At 37.3% G+C, this 16,420-nt stretch carries 13 protein-coding genes and 3 pseudogenes; 15 read left to right on the top strand and 1 reads right to left on the bottom strand.

The window, feature by feature from the left end:
- Positions 1 to 86 precede the first annotated feature (86 nt).
- The 10 genes and pseudogenes from QUE72_RS06690 to QUE72_RS06645 form a co-directional block, all read left to right on the top strand.
- Complete coding sequence (locus tag QUE72_RS06690) at positions 87 to 1,955, top strand: EAL domain-containing protein (RefSeq protein ID WP_286272329.1); 1,869 nt, start codon at positions 87 to 89, stop codon at positions 1,953 to 1,955.
- Positions 1,956 to 2,229: 274 nt separating this feature from the next.
- Entirely contained in the window at positions 2,230 to 2,811 is a 582-nt protein-coding gene (gene rsxA, locus QUE72_RS06685; RefSeq protein ID WP_074498444.1) for an electron transport complex subunit RsxA, read from the top strand.
- Positions 2,811 to 3,365 (top strand): electron transport complex subunit RsxB, encoded by a 555-nt coding sequence (rsxB, locus tag QUE72_RS06680; protein ID WP_074498445.1) that lies wholly within the window; start codon positions 2,811 to 2,813, stop codon positions 3,363 to 3,365. Before rsxA ends, rsxB begins: the two co-directional genes overlap by 1 nt.
- Before the next feature lie 10 nt (positions 3,366 to 3,375).
- Entirely contained in the window at positions 3,376 to 5,649 is a 2,274-nt protein-coding gene (gene rsxC / locus QUE72_RS06675) for an electron transport complex subunit RsxC (RefSeq protein ID WP_286272328.1), read from the top strand.
- A gap of 2 nt (positions 5,650 to 5,651) precedes the next feature.
- Entirely contained in the window at positions 5,652 to 6,701 is a 1,050-nt protein-coding gene (gene rsxD / locus QUE72_RS06670) for an electron transport complex subunit RsxD (RefSeq protein WP_286272327.1), read from the top strand.
- Positions 6,702 to 6,710: 9 nt separating this feature from the next.
- On the top strand, positions 6,711 to 7,337 hold the full coding sequence (gene rsxG / locus QUE72_RS06665) for an electron transport complex subunit RsxG (protein ID WP_074498448.1): 627 nt from the start codon (positions 6,711 to 6,713) through the stop codon (positions 7,335 to 7,337).
- Positions 7,337 to 8,041, top strand: a complete 705-nt coding sequence (locus tag QUE72_RS06660) for an electron transport complex subunit E (protein WP_083601983.1) — start codon at positions 7,337 to 7,339, stop codon at positions 8,039 to 8,041. Before rsxG ends, QUE72_RS06660 begins: the two co-directional genes overlap by 1 nt.
- A gap of 29 nt (positions 8,042 to 8,070) precedes the next feature.
- Positions 8,071 to 8,703, top strand: a complete 633-nt coding sequence (nth, locus tag QUE72_RS06655; RefSeq protein ID WP_286272326.1) for an endonuclease III — start codon at positions 8,071 to 8,073, stop codon at positions 8,701 to 8,703.
- A gap of 198 nt (positions 8,704 to 8,901) precedes the next feature.
- On the top strand, positions 8,902 to 10,638 hold the full coding sequence (locus QUE72_RS06650; protein WP_286272323.1) for an alpha/beta hydrolase family protein: 1,737 nt from the start codon (positions 8,902 to 8,904) through the stop codon (positions 10,636 to 10,638).
- A 77-nt stretch (positions 10,639 to 10,715) separates the two neighbouring features.
- A pseudogene (locus QUE72_RS06645) lies at positions 10,716 to 10,961 on the top strand (endonuclease III); the annotation flags it as partial.
- Between the two features lie 44 nt (positions 10,962 to 11,005).
- Here the strand turns inward: QUE72_RS06645 and QUE72_RS06640 are convergent.
- A complete protein-coding gene (locus QUE72_RS06640; protein WP_286272321.1) occupies positions 11,006 to 12,070 on the bottom strand; it encodes a hypothetical protein in 1,065 nt (354 codons plus the stop codon).
- Positions 12,071 to 12,183: 113 nt separating this feature from the next.
- Between QUE72_RS06640 and QUE72_RS06635 the strand changes: the two are divergent.
- The 5 genes and pseudogenes from QUE72_RS06635 to QUE72_RS06615 all read left to right on the top strand — a co-directional run.
- Positions 12,184 to 12,429: pseudogene (locus tag QUE72_RS06635) on the top strand (endonuclease III); the annotation flags it as partial.
- A 148-nt stretch (positions 12,430 to 12,577) separates the two neighbouring features.
- Positions 12,578 to 14,068: a winged helix-turn-helix domain-containing protein gene (locus QUE72_RS06630; protein ID WP_286272319.1), complete on the top strand. Its 1,491-nt coding sequence runs from the start codon at positions 12,578 to 12,580 to the stop codon at positions 14,066 to 14,068.
- Positions 14,069 to 14,166: 98 nt separating this feature from the next.
- On the top strand, positions 14,167 to 14,673 hold the full coding sequence (locus QUE72_RS06625) for a hypothetical protein (protein ID WP_286272318.1): 507 nt from the start codon (positions 14,167 to 14,169) through the stop codon (positions 14,671 to 14,673).
- Between the two features lie 137 nt (positions 14,674 to 14,810).
- Positions 14,811 to 15,971: an esterase gene (locus QUE72_RS06620; RefSeq protein ID WP_286272317.1), complete on the top strand. Its 1,161-nt coding sequence runs from the start codon at positions 14,811 to 14,813 to the stop codon at positions 15,969 to 15,971.
- Between the two features lie 103 nt (positions 15,972 to 16,074).
- Positions 16,075 to 16,320, top strand: a pseudogene (locus QUE72_RS06615) (endonuclease III); the annotation flags it as partial.
- Positions 16,321 to 16,420 lie beyond the last annotated feature (100 nt).

Genomic DNA, 16,420 nt, shown 5'->3' with positions numbered 1-16,420 from the left:
TTATTTTAACACTTCGGTGGTGTTTTAGCGGTTAACTCATGATTGCAAAACTGGCGAGCATATAGCTGTTATATTTAAGGGTTAAAATGTTTACGTTTTTTCAGATTATTTCTCGCAATATTGTTTATGCGTTACTGTTTAATATTATCGTATTGGCAGTGACTTTTTTTATCGCGAAACAACAAGTAGCAGAAAAGCAGCATCAAAACGGCGTCACACTTTCTGTTTTATTTAAACAATCGTCTGAAACAACCTTTGAGCAAGTTGCACAATCTTTACTTCGTAATCAACAACTTTCTTTCTTAAAAATAACCAATAATGAAGGCGTTATTTTTCAGCATTCAGCATCATTATCTTGGCTTGATAAGCTTTTGGCAAGCCAATATGAAACAATAGCAGTTCAAAACAATCAATATCGCATCGAATATGCTGTAAACCCTCAATCTGAAACCAAGATTTTTTTTAGCTTTGCCTTAATTTTATTGATCAGCTCATTTTTGCTAGCACTTATCGCGGGAAAATTAAGTATCAATCGCTATGGTGAAATAATTCAGCGTATTAATAAACAAATCAATCAAGACTTAAATCACGCGATAGGCAACACAGAAGTACAAGAACAAACCATAAAGTTTGACTTACCTGAACTAGATGCGGGCATTGATGAAATTAAAAAGCAAATATCTACTCACATAGACGATACTAAAGCATTAGAAAGTGATGCCTACATTGATCGCATTACTCAGCTCGAAAACCGTAATCGCTTTGTTCAGTACTTTGAATTAGAACACCAACATATAGAATTTGGTGTACTCACTATTACCCGTTGCAGTGAGCTACAAACCATAAACCAAATTCATGGTTATCATGAGGGTGATAATTACATCGCGAAAGTTGCTGAAATTATTAAAAATAGCCTTTCAAGTTATAAAGGGGCAAAGATTTTTAGGCTTAACAGTTCTGATTTTTCTTGTATTTTACCAAATACCACGATGAGAGAAGCTGAAAATTTTGCTGACAATATTTCCAGTAAATTTAATGACTTTCAACTATCTTCAGACTTAGACTCTGTCGCATACACTGGCTTGGTTTCATTTACTCAAGATAATCCCCTAGGCGAACTTTTAGCGTTAGCAGATACGGCAATTAGTGTTGCCCAAACACAACAAATTAATGCTTGGCATGCACAAACAGATACCAACATTTTAAGCAGCGATAGCGCCAGTTATGGCAACCAAAATTGGCGTCAAGAAATAGAAAGTGTACTTGAAAACCAGCGGGTAACCCTACTCGTTCAACCCATTAAACCTAATACTCGAACCACTAAGGTTTATGGTGAATTCCTAGCACGGTTTCTCAACTCTTCTAATGAAATGCTGCCAACGGCTTCGTTTATCGCAATGGCCGAAAAGCTAGATAAGATAGTAGAAGTAGATCGGATGATCATAGAACAAGCAATCACTTTGATTGGGAAAAAGAATCTTGTTGACCAAAATTTTGGCATAAACATAAGCCCTAGAAGTATTAGCGATGAACATTTTTTAATTTGGTTAGAAAGACGCTTATTACGCGACCCTAAAATCAGTGCAAGTTTAGTCTTTGAAATTAGTGAATTTGGCTTACAGCAAAATATTAAAACAAGTAAGCGTTTTATCGACTTGTTGCATCGCACAGGTGCCAGAGTGACTGTAGAGCGCTTTGGTGTTGGCTTAACCTCGTTTAAATTTTTCCGAGATTTAAAACCAGACTTCATTAAAATGGACAGTACCTATACTCGCGATATTGATGAAGACAAAAACAATCAATATTTCCTTCGATTAATGATAGATTTAGCGCATCGATTAAGCATTACAGTGTTAGCAGAAAGTGTAGAGAGTCAAGAAGAAAAATTTACCTTAGAAAAATTATTTATTGATGGCTGTCAAGGTTACTACATAGGTAAACCAGAGAAGATTTAGGTGGGTTAATTTTTACCATGCGTTTTAACAGCGTTTTCTGAATATGAATAAAAGTCATATCACAAAGAGAACACCCTACTATGGCGTTCTCTAATGCATTATATTTTTGCTTAGCAAAGGGCAAAAACCTTGTGAAAAATCGGTCGCTTGGTAATAAAGCTAGCACATCGTCAAAAATTGTTGCACTTGCAACATAACTTTTTACATCGAGCTGTTGTTATCTTTGATAGAAAATCGGATAATACCCTCAATTTTTAAGAACTCCGCATAAAAAATGACTGACTACTTTTTATTATTAGTGGGCACGGTTTTAGTCAATAACTTCGTGCTCGTGAAGTTTCTTGGCCTCTGCCCTTTTATGGGAGTGTCCTCAAAAACTGAAACCGCAATCGGCATGTGTTACGCCACTACATTCGTAATGACGTTAGCATCGCTAATTAGTTATTTAGTGCAAACCTATGTGTTAGAACCATTATCACTACAGTATTTAACTACCATGACGTTTATTTTAGTCATCGCTGTAGTGGTGCAATTTACTGAAATGGTTGTTCAAAAAACCAGTGCCAACCTTTATCGTTCACTTGGCATATTTCTTCCTTTGATTACTACCAATTGTGCGGTACTTGGTGTTGCTTTATTAAACATGTATGAAAGCCATAACTTTATTGAATCGATTGTTTATGGTTTCAGTGCAGCACTCGGGTTTTCTTTGGTACTGGTCATGTTTTCCGCCATGCGTGAAAAACTTGCAAATGCAGATATACCAAAGCCTTTTAAAGGCTCAGCTATTGCGATGATCACCGCAGGATTAATGTCGCTTGCCTTTATGGGGTTCAGTGGCTTGGTGAAATTTTAATGACCGCTCTTATCGCTATTTTAATTCTCGGGTTGATCGGATTAGCATTCGGTGCGCTACTTGGCTATGCCTCAATCAAATTTAAAGTTGAGGGAGATCCTCTTGCTCAACAGATAGACGAATTATTACCGCAAACACAATGTGGGCAATGTGGTTATCCTGGCTGTAAACCTTATGCTGAAGCAGTTGCCAATGGCGAAGCTATCAATAAATGTGCCCCTGGTGGTGATGAAACCATTAAAAAAATTGCCGACTTAATGGGCGTAGAACCTATCGCGATGGACGAAAGTCATGAGGCAGATAACACACCTAAAGTCGCTTTTATTATTGAAGAAGACTGTATTGGTTGCACCAAGTGTATTCAAGCATGCCCTGTAGATGCCATTATCGGTGCAACAAAACAAATGCATACCATCATCATAGATGAATGTACTGGTTGTGATTTATGTGTTGCCCCCTGCCCAGTAGATTGTATTGAAATGCGTCCTATCGAAAAAACGACACGAAACTGGCAATGGGACTTAGAAAGTATTCCCGTAACAGAAGTTAAGTAAAGAGGTTGATTTGGAATCTGTAATTGAACGTATAGAACGCGGCCAATTTTGGCAGTTTCATGGTGGCATTCACCCACCAGAAATGAAGTTCTTAACCAATGAGAAACCAATCAGAAGCTTGCCTTTGCCCGAAAAGCTAGTTATTCCTGTTCAACAACATATTGGTGAACCCGGCGACTTATTAGTCGCTGTAGGTGATACTGTATTAAAAGGCCAAGCATTAACAAAAGCTTCTGCGCCACTTATGGTGCCCGTTCATGCGCCTACCAGTGGCAAAATAACCAACATCAATCTTCACGTTATCGCTCATCCATCAGGACTGAGTGAGCTATGTGTCACCCTTGTTCCTGACGGTGAAGATAAATGGCGAGATCGCCACATCACTAAAAACTTTCATGAATTATCAAAAGATACATTAATTGAAAAAATCGCTGATGCAGGTATTTCAGGCATGGGTGGAGCAGGTTTTCCAACGCATGTGAAGGTAAATACTCAAGCACAAATAAATTACCTTATTATTAATGCAGCCGAATGTGAGCCATACATTACAGCAGATGATTTATTAGTAAGAGAAAACGCCGGTACTATTTTAGATGGCATTAACATTCTTGATAAAATACTTGAGCCTGCTTTTATTTTAATTGGTATTGAAGACAATAAACCTTTAGCAATAGAAGCGTTGCGTCGTCAAACTCAAGATATCGATAAAATAAAAGTGTGTGTATTGCCAACACAATATCCTATGGGCGGCGAAAAACAACTTATTCAAGCACTTACAGGTCAAGAAGTTGCTTCAGGTGTATTACCAAGCGCATTAGGTATTGTCATGCAAAATATTGCAACATGTTTTGCTATTGCTGAAGCGGTTATTTCCGATACCCCACTGATAAAACGTGTTATTACTGTTAGTGGTCAAGCACTTTCAAAACCACAAAATGTGTGGGCACTATTAGGCACACCCGTTTCGTTTTTACTTAAACAGTGTGGCTACCCTGAACAAGCTAAAAAACACATCATTATGGGTGGGCCAATGATGGGGTTTAGCTTAGCGAGTGATGAGATCCCCGTTGTAAAAACAACAAACTGTCTGCTAGCCCCAAGCGAAAAAGAAATTCCTGATGATAATATTGAGGTTGAGTGTATTCGCTGTGGACAATGTGCTGACGCTTGTCCGGCACAACTATTACCTCAGGAGCTACAGTGGAGTGCCAAAGCCCAAGATTACGACCAACTCAATAAATTAAACCTGTTTGATTGTATTGAATGTGGCGCTTGCGCTTATGTCTGTCCAAGCTATATCCCACTGGTTCATTATTATCGTGTCGCAAAAGCGGAAATTAGAGAGCAAAAGTTACTTGATATTAAAGCCGAAAAGGCAAAACAACGGTTTGAAGCTCGTAAGGCTAGGCTTGAAAGAGATAAAAGAATTCGCGAAGAAAAACACAAAAAAGCTGCAGAAGCTCGTAAAGCAAGAATGAATTCCGGCACAAAAGAAGCAAACAAAGAAAAATCAGCGGTTGCAGCTGCCCTAGCTCGTGTTCAAGCAAAAAAACAACAAAGCGCATCAAACAACGAACAAAGTGAAACAAGTGATAATGAAAAATCACCTGTAGCAGCAGCTATTGCACGCGCTAAAGCTAAAAAAGCTGCAAAACAAAACACGACGGAACAAGCACCTAACGCGGGTGAGAATAAAAGTTCACGGGTTGCAGCTGCCGTAGCTAAAGCGAAAGCAAAAAAAATGCAAAACAGTACAAATAGTACTGATATAAAAACGTCTGATAGTATTAGGCCCGAAAACAAACAAACAGAAGAAACAACAGAACAACCCACGTCCTCAACTCAACCAGAAAATGATAAAAAAGCACGGATAGCCGCTGCCGTTGCTAAAGCGAAAGCAAAAAAAGCACAAACTAGTGCTCATACTAAAGGTGATGAGCCTGAGGGCCATAGTAAAGACAACACGCAAAAAACAGAATCGGTCGACACAACAGAACAATCATCAACGTCAAATCAAGCTGAAAATGATAAAAAAACGCGTATAGCCGCTGCGGTAGCCAAAGCCAAAGCCAAAGCAAAAAAAGCGCAAAACAATACGCATGCTAGTAAAGTTGATGCGCTAGATAGTAATAGTAAAGACAATACTCAAAAATCAGAATCAGTAGATACAACGGAGCAAACTTCTGTTTCAGCTGAAACAGATAACGATAAAAAAGCACGTATAGCGGCTGCCGTTGCAAAAGCTAAAGCAAAAAAACAACAAAAGAACAGCAAGGCTAAATAAGAATGGCTTATTGGATCGCAAGTTCACCCCATGATCATCAGCAAAGCAAAACCTCTGCGCTAATGCGCTTGGTTATCTATGCAACAATACCGGGCATATTTGCTCAATGGTACTTCTTCGGCTGGGGAAATATAATTCATATCTCAATTGCCATTACCACTGCGTTGGTTAGTGAGTTTTTTATTTTATCGTTAAGAGAAAAAAATATTCGCAGCCAACTTTTTGATGGTAGCGCGATTCTCACTGCGATTTTACTGGGAATAAGTCTGCCAGCATTAGCACCCTGGTGGATTTCAGTTTTAGGTAGTTTGTTTGCTATCGCCATAGTAAAACAACTCTATGGTGGATTAGGACATAACGTATTTAACCCCGCCATGGCCGCGTATGTCATGTTGCTTATCTCTTTTCCCGTACAAATGACATCATGGCAACCGCCTTTATCTTTAATGGCTTTAGAACTCGACTTTTATAATACCGTGTCAGTTATTTTTACGAATTACACCCAACAAGGCTATTCGATTGAACAACTTCAAATGCATGTAGATGGCTTTACCATGGCAACGCCACTAGACACATTAAAAACCAGTATTACGTTGGGGAAAACGGTTGAAGAAGGTTTGCAAGCACCTGTGATTGGCGAACACTTTGGCGTTGGCTGGCAGTGGATCAACGCAGCTTTTCTTGCTGGTGGTTTACTACTTATCGCTAAACGTGCTATTTCTTGGATCACACCCGTTAGCTTTTTATTCACTTTATTTCTTTGTACTTTTATCGCATTTTTATTAAGCCCAGACACCAACGCCTCTACTATGTTCCACTGGTTAAATGGTGCAACCATGTTAGGCGCTTTCTTCATTCTAACCGATCCAGTATCAGGTGCCACCAGCACAAAAGGAAGAATAATATTTGCCGTGCTTGCAGGGTTCCTCGTATTCGTTATACGAAAATTTGGCGGTTATCCTGATGCTGTCGCGTTTTCAGTATTACTTTGTAATATGGCAGCACCACTGATAGACCAATATACGCGACCAAGAACATATGGGCATAAATAGGAATTCATGATGAGAAAAGCAATTGAAAAAAATGCTAAATTACTTGCCATATTTGCTATCGCTTGTACCGCCCTTGTAGCATTTGTCGACTTTTTAACAAAAGATACTATCGCTCGGCAACAACAACAAAATTTGATCAAAAGCCTAGCGGAAGTTGTTGATCCAAGCTCGCACACTAACAATATGAGTGAGTCATGCATTTTATTAAATGATGAATCAATAGGCGAAACACCTCAAAAAACCTATTTAGGTTATTACAACGAACAACCTTCAGCGATCGCAATGACTATCACCGCCCCTGATGGTTATAATGGTAATATCACCTTATTAGTAGGTATAAATATTGAAGGCACTATAACAGGCCTTCGCACATTATCTCATCAAGAAACGCCAGGGCTAGGTGATAAAATAGAAAAACGAAAAAGCAACTGGGTTTTAAGTTTTAACGGCAGATCTCTAGAAAGTGAAGATGACCCTCAATGGGCCGTAAAAAAAGACGGTGGTACATTTGATCAGTTTACTGGTGCGACTATTACGCCAAGAGCCATTGTTAATGCCAGCAAACGCGCTATTATTTACTTTAAGAAACATAAAGACACTATTTTTGACCAACAAAAATCATGTCAGGAAAACTAATGAATATTCCACAAGAATACAAAGAGTTAACATGGCAAGGCCTTTGGAAAAACAACCCAGGGTTGGTGCAACTACTAGGGCTTTGTCCACTACTTGCGGTTACTTCAACGGTTGTGAATGCGCTTGGGTTAGGCTTAGCAACGCTATTTGTTTTAATGTGCTCTAATGCAACCGTATCATTAATTCAAAAATGGGTACCTAAAGAAATACGAATCCCTATTTTTGTCTTGATCATTGCAGCATTTGTAACCTGCGTACAATTACTGATGAATGCCTTTGCTTTTTCGCTCTATGAATCATTAGGCATATTCCTGCCGTTAATTGTTACCAATTGCGCTATTATTGGTCGTGCAGAAGCATATGCATCAAAAAATCCAGTAAAACAGGCTACATTTGATGGTTTTATGATGGGTATGGGCTTTCTTTTTGTATTGTTAGCACTTGGCGCTGTTAGAGAAGTACTTGGTCAAGGGACACTGTTTGACGGTGCTGACTTACTACTTGGCAATTGGGCGAGTAATTTACGCATTGAAATTTTCGCGCTAGACAATCAGTTTTTGCTCGCCATACTACCTCCTGGAGCATTCATCGCAATGGGCTTTTTAATTGCTGCAAAAAATATAATAGACACCAAAATTGCAGAAAAACAACCCAAAGTACAAGAAGAACATATTGAACGTGTTCGCGTGAATTTCGATAGCTAATTTAACGACATAGCCACATTATTATAAAAATGAATAAAGAAAAACGTTTAGAAATACTTACACGTCTTCGCGATGATAACCCACAGCCAACAACTGAGCTGAACTTTACCACACCGTTTGAGTTATTGATTGCGGTACTTCTTTCCGCACAAGCAACAGATGTTGGCGTAAATAAGGCCACCGCAAAGTTATACCCTGTTGCTAATACTCCACAAGCGATACTAGATTTAGGAATAGACGGTTTAAAGTCTTATATCAAGACTATCGGTTTATTTAATACTAAAGCAGAAAACACCATGAAAACCTGTCGTATGCTAGTTGAACTTCATGGTGGACAAGTACCTGAAAATCGTGCTGCGTTAGAAGCACTACCTGGTGTAGGCAGAAAAACGGCTAATGTTGTGTTAAACACAGCCTTTGGCTGGCCCACCATAGCCGTTGACACTCATATATTCCGTGTAAGCAACCGCACTAAATTAGCCATGGGCAAAAACGTTGATCTAGTAGAGCAAAAACTTTTAAAAGTAGTACCTGCTGAATTCAAAGTAGACGTGCATCACTGGCTTATTCTTCACGGTCGTTATACTTGTGTTGCCCGTAAGCCTAAATGCGGAAGTTGTATTATTGAGGATTTGTGTGAGTTTAAGGACAAAACAGACTAACTTTTAAGCTACTTTTCATAAAAGTGAAGTAAGTGTGTTTTTTTAAGTTAACCTCACAAACATTCGTTAAACCATTAATTTAAACCTTATTAAATAATTTTGCGTCTCATGTCTCATTACTATGATATAAGCTGCCAAGTGCTGCATCGATTTGTTGTTTCAACAGCGAGCTAATTTTTAATATTAAGGACAATTTAGGTGCTAAGAAATTTTTCACACTTGTTTACTATTCTGATTTTAGTGACTACCTCATTTACGACCTCAGCTTCAGATATTTTAAATTGTGTTATTGATAAATATAGTCAACCCAATAATCCATCTATGGGATTACCTAATCCAGCTGAACAGGGCGATTATAAATACAATATTATTCACTATGGTGAGCAACCTTTTTTTATTGCTATTTCAAAACCCGATATAATTTCTCCAAATATCAACTTACCTGATTTTCTTTCAGACTATTCACGAAACCAAGAATATAAGTACGATGCCTACCATAGGTTTAGCAGTAGCAATTTACCCTTGAACGCTAAGGTTTGGCTTCCTCAGGGAACTCAGCCGCTACCTTTGGTGCTTTTAGTCCACGGTAATTCTGCTCCAGGATTTAATTATCTAGGCGAATTACTTGCCAGTCGCGGCCATATTGTAGTGCAAGTAGATCAAACATATTTAAACGGACTTAGGGGTGAAAATGGTGCACGTGGCTGGATATTGCTTGAACACCTCAAGTTACTTAGAAAATGGAATGCAGAGCAAGGCCACACTTTTTTTAACAAAATAAATTTTGCTAATATTGCTTTAATAGGCATGTCTAGAGGCGGTGAAGCTGTTGCTTTAGCAGCCTCATTCAATCAACTAAAAACCATACCAAATAGTAATGAACCCACAGAGTTTGGCTTTAATATTAAATCTGTAGTGGCGTTAGCCCCTATGGATGGACAATATCAACATGCTGAAGGTAGAAATACTCTTAAAAATGTCAATTACCTTATTTTACAAGGCGGTCATGACGCTGATGTTTATCAGTTTCTTGGCAACCAACAATGGCAACGAGCTCACTTTGATGATGGCAAGGACTATCTTAAACAGTCTATCTATATTTATCGGGCTAACCACATAAACTTTAACCAAAATATGTCTGACGATTTTCACTGGGGACGAAGTAAAAACTTCTACGCTAAACTATTGTCACCTCAGCAACAGGAACAGATAACAAAGGTATTTGTATCTGCTTTTTTAGAAGCCACATTGGCTGGTAAAAAAGAGTATAGACGCACGCTTAGCCATCCTGTGATTAATGAGTATGATCTTCCTAAAGATATTTATGTCACTCGCTATATGTCATCTGACTTTAAAGTTTTAAGAGACTTTCAAGGTTCACCTCAAGAAGGTGACACCTTTAAAGTGCTAACTGATAAAACATTAACGACTCACCCTTTCAACATTGTTTCTGAGCGTTTAAGAGGAGGAACGAACACACCCAATAAGGTTTTAAAAATTGACCTAAAGAGTCAAACTGAAACACGCTTGTCCTTTAAGTTACCAAATACTGAATTTTTAACTAATAAAAAAGAAAAGCGCTTTCTAAGCCTTGCAATCGCTAGAGTTGATGCAGGAGAAAACCAAAACTGTAGCTCGTATAATTTGTTGACTGATACAAGAATAGAGATAGTTAACAACATGGGTGTCGTACTCAATAAACAACTCAGTCCGCAAGCTAGCATTTCACCATTATTAATTTCAGACTTTTCAGAATTAGAAAATAGTGATGTGAAATTTGCACCAACAGAGCCAACCATGCAGACTATTACTTTACCGATTCAATTTAATAAGAAAATAAATGAAGAAGACAATTTGGCGCTGAATATAATTTTCACGCCCAAACATGATGTATCGATCATGTTAGATGATATTGGGGTGACTAGTTCTCCATAAACAATTAGCGTTAATATACTGAAATGTAAACGACTTATGCTTTGGGTAATGTATTAGTACATCTACCATTGTTATATTTTGGCTGGCCGACAATAGCTGTAGACACGCATATTTTTCGTGTTTCAAACCGCACTAAGCTCGCTATGGGCAAAACCGTTGATCTAGTAGAGCAAAAACTTTTAAAAGTAGTACCTGCTGAATTCAAAATAGACGTGCATCACTGGCTTATTCTTCACGGTCGTTATACTTGTGTTGCCCGTAAGCCTAAATGCGGCTCTTGCATTATAGAAGATTTGTGTGAGTTTAAAGATAAAACTGAATAGTTTTTAGTCTGCTACGATACGATAACAATCAGTGACCATTCTAATTAAATACAACGAGCTTCATTTTCTAATGAAGCAAAGTATTGTATTGCACCATTTTTGATATTCTTTCCTTGTTCGATGAATAAAACATATAACGCATTGTTTTTGCCACGATAAACATTTGGTTTTGCAATGTTGCCGAGTTTTTTACCGATTACTAATTCTTCAGCCCCTAACTTACCGTTTTCGTTTATACACCTTCTCCAAAGTGATAACTGGTTTTTATTGCGATTTAGTCCATGGCTGTAATATAAGTCGATTCCTCCATCTACTCGTTGATAAGGAAAGGCATCATGTATTTCAAAAACAGAGTCAGATGCAACGTGCTCGTCTTCCCATGACTCTCCATTATCTTTAGATATTCTATATCTAGACTTTATCGTATAAATTGGTTTTCCATTTTGCTTTAGCTCATCAGTAGGAAAAGCTCTTTGATATGAATATAGTATATTGCCATTCGAAAAGTATTCGACTTGAGGCATTGCACCAGTAAAATTTACGGAATCAATTTGCTTAAAATTATCCCCGTTAATGCTTTTTGCAAACCCAAGGTTACAACACTTAGCTTGTCTATATGCAGCTATGAACTGATTATTAAAATACTGTACTCTAAAGCCACTGCCACCTTTAATATTAAAATCCAAATTTACTTTACTTATATCGGATAAATACCCATCTTTAGTTAAACGCCCTTTCATTAAGTTAGCTTTATCATGATAGCTATTGGCACTTACATAATAAATCCATGTGTCTTTGTTTGAGGTAACGACACCAGCTAAACTGTTGTATTTATTATTGACTGACAATTCTTTGACTATAGGTGGAGTAGAGCTTCCATCTGCTAAATGAGATATCTCAACGATATTTAAAGCAATTGAACTGAAATTAAAGTCGCTGATGCTTTCAAAAATGACAAATTCTTTTCCTGCTACCTCTGCATAAATAGAAGTGGAATTAAATTTATCTCTGGTATCAAGTTGTATGGGTTGATTACTTAAAACATTTTTAGCATCACTGGCAGGAGCAAATATACATAATAAAATGATAAGTAAGATTACCTTAGACATTTCTATTCCTTGAAATTGTGTTGCGTTTAACGATAAGCGTTTTAGCTAGATTATTCAATAACCGCTTCTCGATCTGACCTGTCATTGGCTTTTACCATCTATCTTCATTACCCTTTGGCTGGCCGACAATAGCTGTAGACACGCATATTTTTCGTGTTTCAAACCGCACTAAGCTCGCTATGGGCAAAACCGTCGACGATGTCGAACAAAAGCTCCTTAAAGTCGTACCTAAAGAGTTCAAACTCGATGTGCACCACTGGCTTATCTTACACGGACGTTACGTTTGCACGGCGCGTAAGCCAAAGTGTAGTGCGTGTTTGATTGAAGACTTGTGTGAGTTTAAAGAAAAGACTGAATAATTAATCGTTGCTTTGCAACGTAAATTGATAAAAATAGTATGAAATTAAAAATGTTATTGATGACATTAAGTTATCAGTTGGAGCGCTATAAACTCCATGTTACATTTAAAGTTAGTTGACTAAATCCCCCTTTTCCTTAGAGCCTATATTGATTTATCAAACCTTAAACTACCAATTAAGTGAACATGACTTAACGGTAAAAGATAGTGCAGGAACAAAGCTCAATATTCGCCCTAAGACCTGCCAGTTATTACTTTTATTAGTCAAAAGCTCAGGAAAGCCTATCAGTAAACAGCTATTGCTGGAAACCGTATGGGCAGACACTATAGTTAGTGAACAAGTTGTTTTTCAATCAATAAATGAAATAAGACAGCTATTTTCAGGTTCAGAAGTGATCAAAACTATACCAAAGCAAGGTTACGTTTGGTTACCTGACGTAGTCGTTAAAAAAGCAATTAGTAAGTCGCTATTACCTACCAAAAAAACAATTTTTTTCTTGTGCTCATTAATAACAATTGTATTTACATTTTATAGAACCTTCACTCCTTATAATACCTCAAATGAAGCACTGTATACTCAGAAAAAAATGAGTGGTTCAATTGTAATTCTTCCAATACAAAATCAAATCGAAGGCAACGACCACAACTGGGTTAGGTTAGGAATGATGGATCAAGTCATCCAACGTTTACCTAATTCTCAGCACAGTGAAGTTTTATCAACCGATTATGTATTGGAAGTATTAAAAAGAGCCAATTCCCCTTTAAAAGATATAAAAGCAAAGCATATTCAACAAATATTCAAGGTGTCGGGTGCAGAGCTTATCGTGTATTCCAAGCTCATTGGAGTTCCACACGACTATCAACTAAGTTACGCTTTTTATTACCGCAACCACCTCAATAAAGGAATACTCCTAAACCGAAAAATACAAACATTAATTGATGAATTCAGTTTGTTAATCGCTGAGAAAATGGGCAATAAAGTTTTACCATTAGCCAATACTTACCAAGCTGATTTTAACAATGAGCTACTTGGTAGAGCAATTGAAAAGCGTCTCGAAGGTGACTACCAATTAGCTAATCAACTGTTAGAAAGTATTGTGCTCAGCAATCCTGAAAACCTAACCGCTCAACGCATATTGGCTGGGAATTTATTAAGGTTAAAACTATTTGAAAAAGCGATTGAGTATATCGAAAAGATATTACCTATCGCGCAACAGCTACACGATAAAAGTGAATATACCCACCTACTCTACTTAAAAGCGCTCTCCTTATATGTTACTTACAAAGATAACCAAGCAACAAAAGTAGCAAAGCAAGCTCTAGTATATGCAACAAACAATAATGATTGGTTACTTATGGCGCACATTAAAAATGTCCAAGCCAACATCGCTATTAATGATACTGACTATGCGCTAGCAGAAGAGCTATATAACGAAGAGAAGCTATATCACAAAGTGCTGCACTGCCCTGTCGGAGAAGCTCAATCTTGGGCTAATTTGGCGAAGCTTGCCAAGATGCAAAACCAAAAAGAAAAGTTTAATTTTGCCATTAATCAAGCTATAACCATAGCTAAAAATCGTGAATTAGAATCACAGTTAAACTATTTTACAAAAATAAAAGAAAACAGTTTTAATCAATAAAAACAACAACTTTAGAAAATTATAGAATCCTTTAGTAGCTTAAATTAACGATTAGATAGTACAAGTGTATCAACGTTATTAAACCACTAAGGAATACTATGAAGTTTATACTTTTTCTGTCATTAATTTTAATAAATACAGGTAATAGCTTTGCCGCTGAAGAAAAGCACCAATCAATAAAGTCAGTGATCCATGCCTTTGAACAATCCATTGAAACCAAAGATAAAGAGCGTTTTTTAAATCTGTTTATAGACACCTCTGCACCAATGTTCGGTGTTGTGTCTGAAAAAAGTATGGTTGCCCGTCGCGCTGCCGTAGAAAAAATAAATAGAGAAGATAATAAAAACTTTGTAGCAACTCGAACTTGGCGAGTTTTCCCCAACGAGATGATTGACAGGATCGTTTCTGAGAAAGTTAATTCGAGAGAAAAATTCAGTAACATTAAGATAGTTTCTGATGGAAACATTGCGAATGTTTACTTTGATTATGAATTTTACAAAGACAATATTAAGAAGCATTGGGGCAGCGAAAGCTGGCAGATGGTAAAAACATTAGAAGGTTGGAAGATTAGCTCTGTTAATTACTCCATCACTTTTATGAATTAAAAATAATGCACGAGTGGCCTTGCCCCAGTGCAAAGTCACTTAGTTTTTTTAATATAATGACTACCATCATTAATGAATGAGCTTTTACCAGAAGTATCAGACTGAGTTGTTAAGCGTAAAAGAATAAGGAAAGAGAGATGAAGTATATATTAAGCAGTTTGTTACTGTGTCTATCAAGTTTAAGTTTTGCGGTGGAGATCGAGTCATTAAACCCTGTTGAAACCATAGAGATTTTACCTAAAGGGTTTACTAAATCAGTTAAGTACAATATTACGCTACCGCAGAATTATCATACTGACACAGACAAAAAATACTTTGTGCTGTTTGACTTACACCCTAGAAGCCAGACTTACCTTTCAGGCATGCAAGATTGGCTTAGTCATAATGGCGAATGGCCTTGGTTAAAAACTATTATTGTTAACCCTGCAGATTATCATTCTGAGTTTGCTGCTACTTTTAATAACTTAGTCGAAGACCCTAATGATCAAACTATTTTAGATGTCTTACAAGATGGTATTTTAAAAGAGATTGATCTGAAATATAGAACCAATGGCTACAAGATATATAGCGGCTTTATGAGTAACGGGGCATTAGGTTTATACACGTTATTAAATAAACCTGAGATGTTTGATGCGTATTTTATCGCCAGTCCAACGTTAGCTAATAACTTTGCCAATGTGGTGTCTGATGCGGCTAAAAAGTTACAAACCAAATACGATGATTTGAAGTTTTTATACATGACCATAGGTGGCCATAATTACGAAAAAGTACATGTAGCATCATACAAACAATTCGAACAAGAATTACAAAAGTTACCCGCTGGAAAGCTAGACTGGTCAAGCGACAATGATGAGCAGCATTATTATATGTCTCGCCCTTTAGTTACCCTTCTAAATGGTATTGAAGCCTTATTTGACGATATCCATCACGATTTAGCTGCTGATTCAGAGATATCACAACGTGGTGTTGATGCGATAATTGCATACTACGACAAGCTGTCAAAACATAAATATGGTTTTGAAATATCGGCAGAAGGCTCATTAAAGTCTCTTGCTAAATCGAAAGTGACTCAAAATCCAAGTGAAGCTCTTGAGATATATACTAAGGTAACTGAACTTTACCCCGACTCAGCATATGCGCAAGCCTCTTTAGCTAAAGCTCTTGCTGATCAAGGAGACGTAAAACAAGCAATTGATGTTCAGTCGATTGCGTTTGAAAAATCTAAATCTATGAGCCAATGGCATCAAAATAAACACAAACAGTACCTTGATAAATTTAAAAACATGTTGAAAAACTAGACTTCGTGCAGCTACCGCGTCTGGCACTTTGTCATCCGACTGAAATCACAGCTAAAAGTAGACTGAAAAATTGAATCAGCCAGAATATCTACCTTCCTTAACTTTTGGTTGGCCTACCATAGCGGTAGACACCCATATTTTTAGAGTATCAAACCGCACTAAATTGGCCATGGGTAAAAACGTTGATCTAGTAGAGCAAAAGCTTCTAAAAGTGGTACCGAAAGAATTTAAAGTCGATGTGCATCACTGGTTAATTCTTCACGGCCGCTATACCTGTGTTGCACGTAAACCCAAATGCGGCTCTTGCATTATAGAAGATTTGTGTGAGTTTAAAGAGAAAACGGAATAACCTTATACTTAAATGACTGTGGATTTTGTTATTTTATTGATAGGTAATTTCAACAAGACGTATATTATGTAGCGACTTAAACTGAATTGTCGCTACATAA

Source organism: Thalassotalea hakodatensis (assembly GCF_030295995.1).
Classification (GTDB): Bacteria; Pseudomonadota; Gammaproteobacteria; order Enterobacterales; family Alteromonadaceae; genus Thalassotalea_C; species Thalassotalea_C hakodatensis.
The sequence above is the reverse complement of the archived record's forward strand: the minus strand, read 5'-3'. Positions and strand labels throughout refer to the sequence as shown.

Coding starts and splice junctions, on each gene's coding strand:
- rsxB (WP_074498445.1), top strand. CDS start 2,811: ATGACCGCTCTTATCGCTATTTTAATTCTCGGGTTGATCGGATTAGCA.
- QUE72_RS06640 (WP_286272321.1), bottom strand. CDS start 12,070: ATGTCTAAGGTAATCTTACTTATCATTTTATTATGTATATTTGCTCCT.
- rsxA (WP_074498444.1), top strand. CDS start 2,230: ATGACTGACTACTTTTTATTATTAGTGGGCACGGTTTTAGTCAATAAC.
- rsxD (WP_286272327.1), top strand. CDS start 5,652: ATGGCTTATTGGATCGCAAGTTCACCCCATGATCATCAGCAAAGCAAA.
- rsxG (WP_074498448.1), top strand. CDS start 6,711: ATGAGAAAAGCAATTGAAAAAAATGCTAAATTACTTGCCATATTTGCT.
- QUE72_RS06625 (WP_286272318.1), top strand. CDS start 14,167: ATGAAGTTTATACTTTTTCTGTCATTAATTTTAATAAATACAGGTAAT.
- QUE72_RS06690 (WP_286272329.1), top strand. CDS start 87: ATGTTTACGTTTTTTCAGATTATTTCTCGCAATATTGTTTATGCGTTA.
- nth (WP_286272326.1), top strand. CDS start 8,071: ATGAATAAAGAAAAACGTTTAGAAATACTTACACGTCTTCGCGATGAT.
- QUE72_RS06620 (WP_286272317.1), top strand. CDS start 14,811: ATGAAGTATATATTAAGCAGTTTGTTACTGTGTCTATCAAGTTTAAGT.
- QUE72_RS06660 (WP_083601983.1), top strand. CDS start 7,337: ATGAATATTCCACAAGAATACAAAGAGTTAACATGGCAAGGCCTTTGG.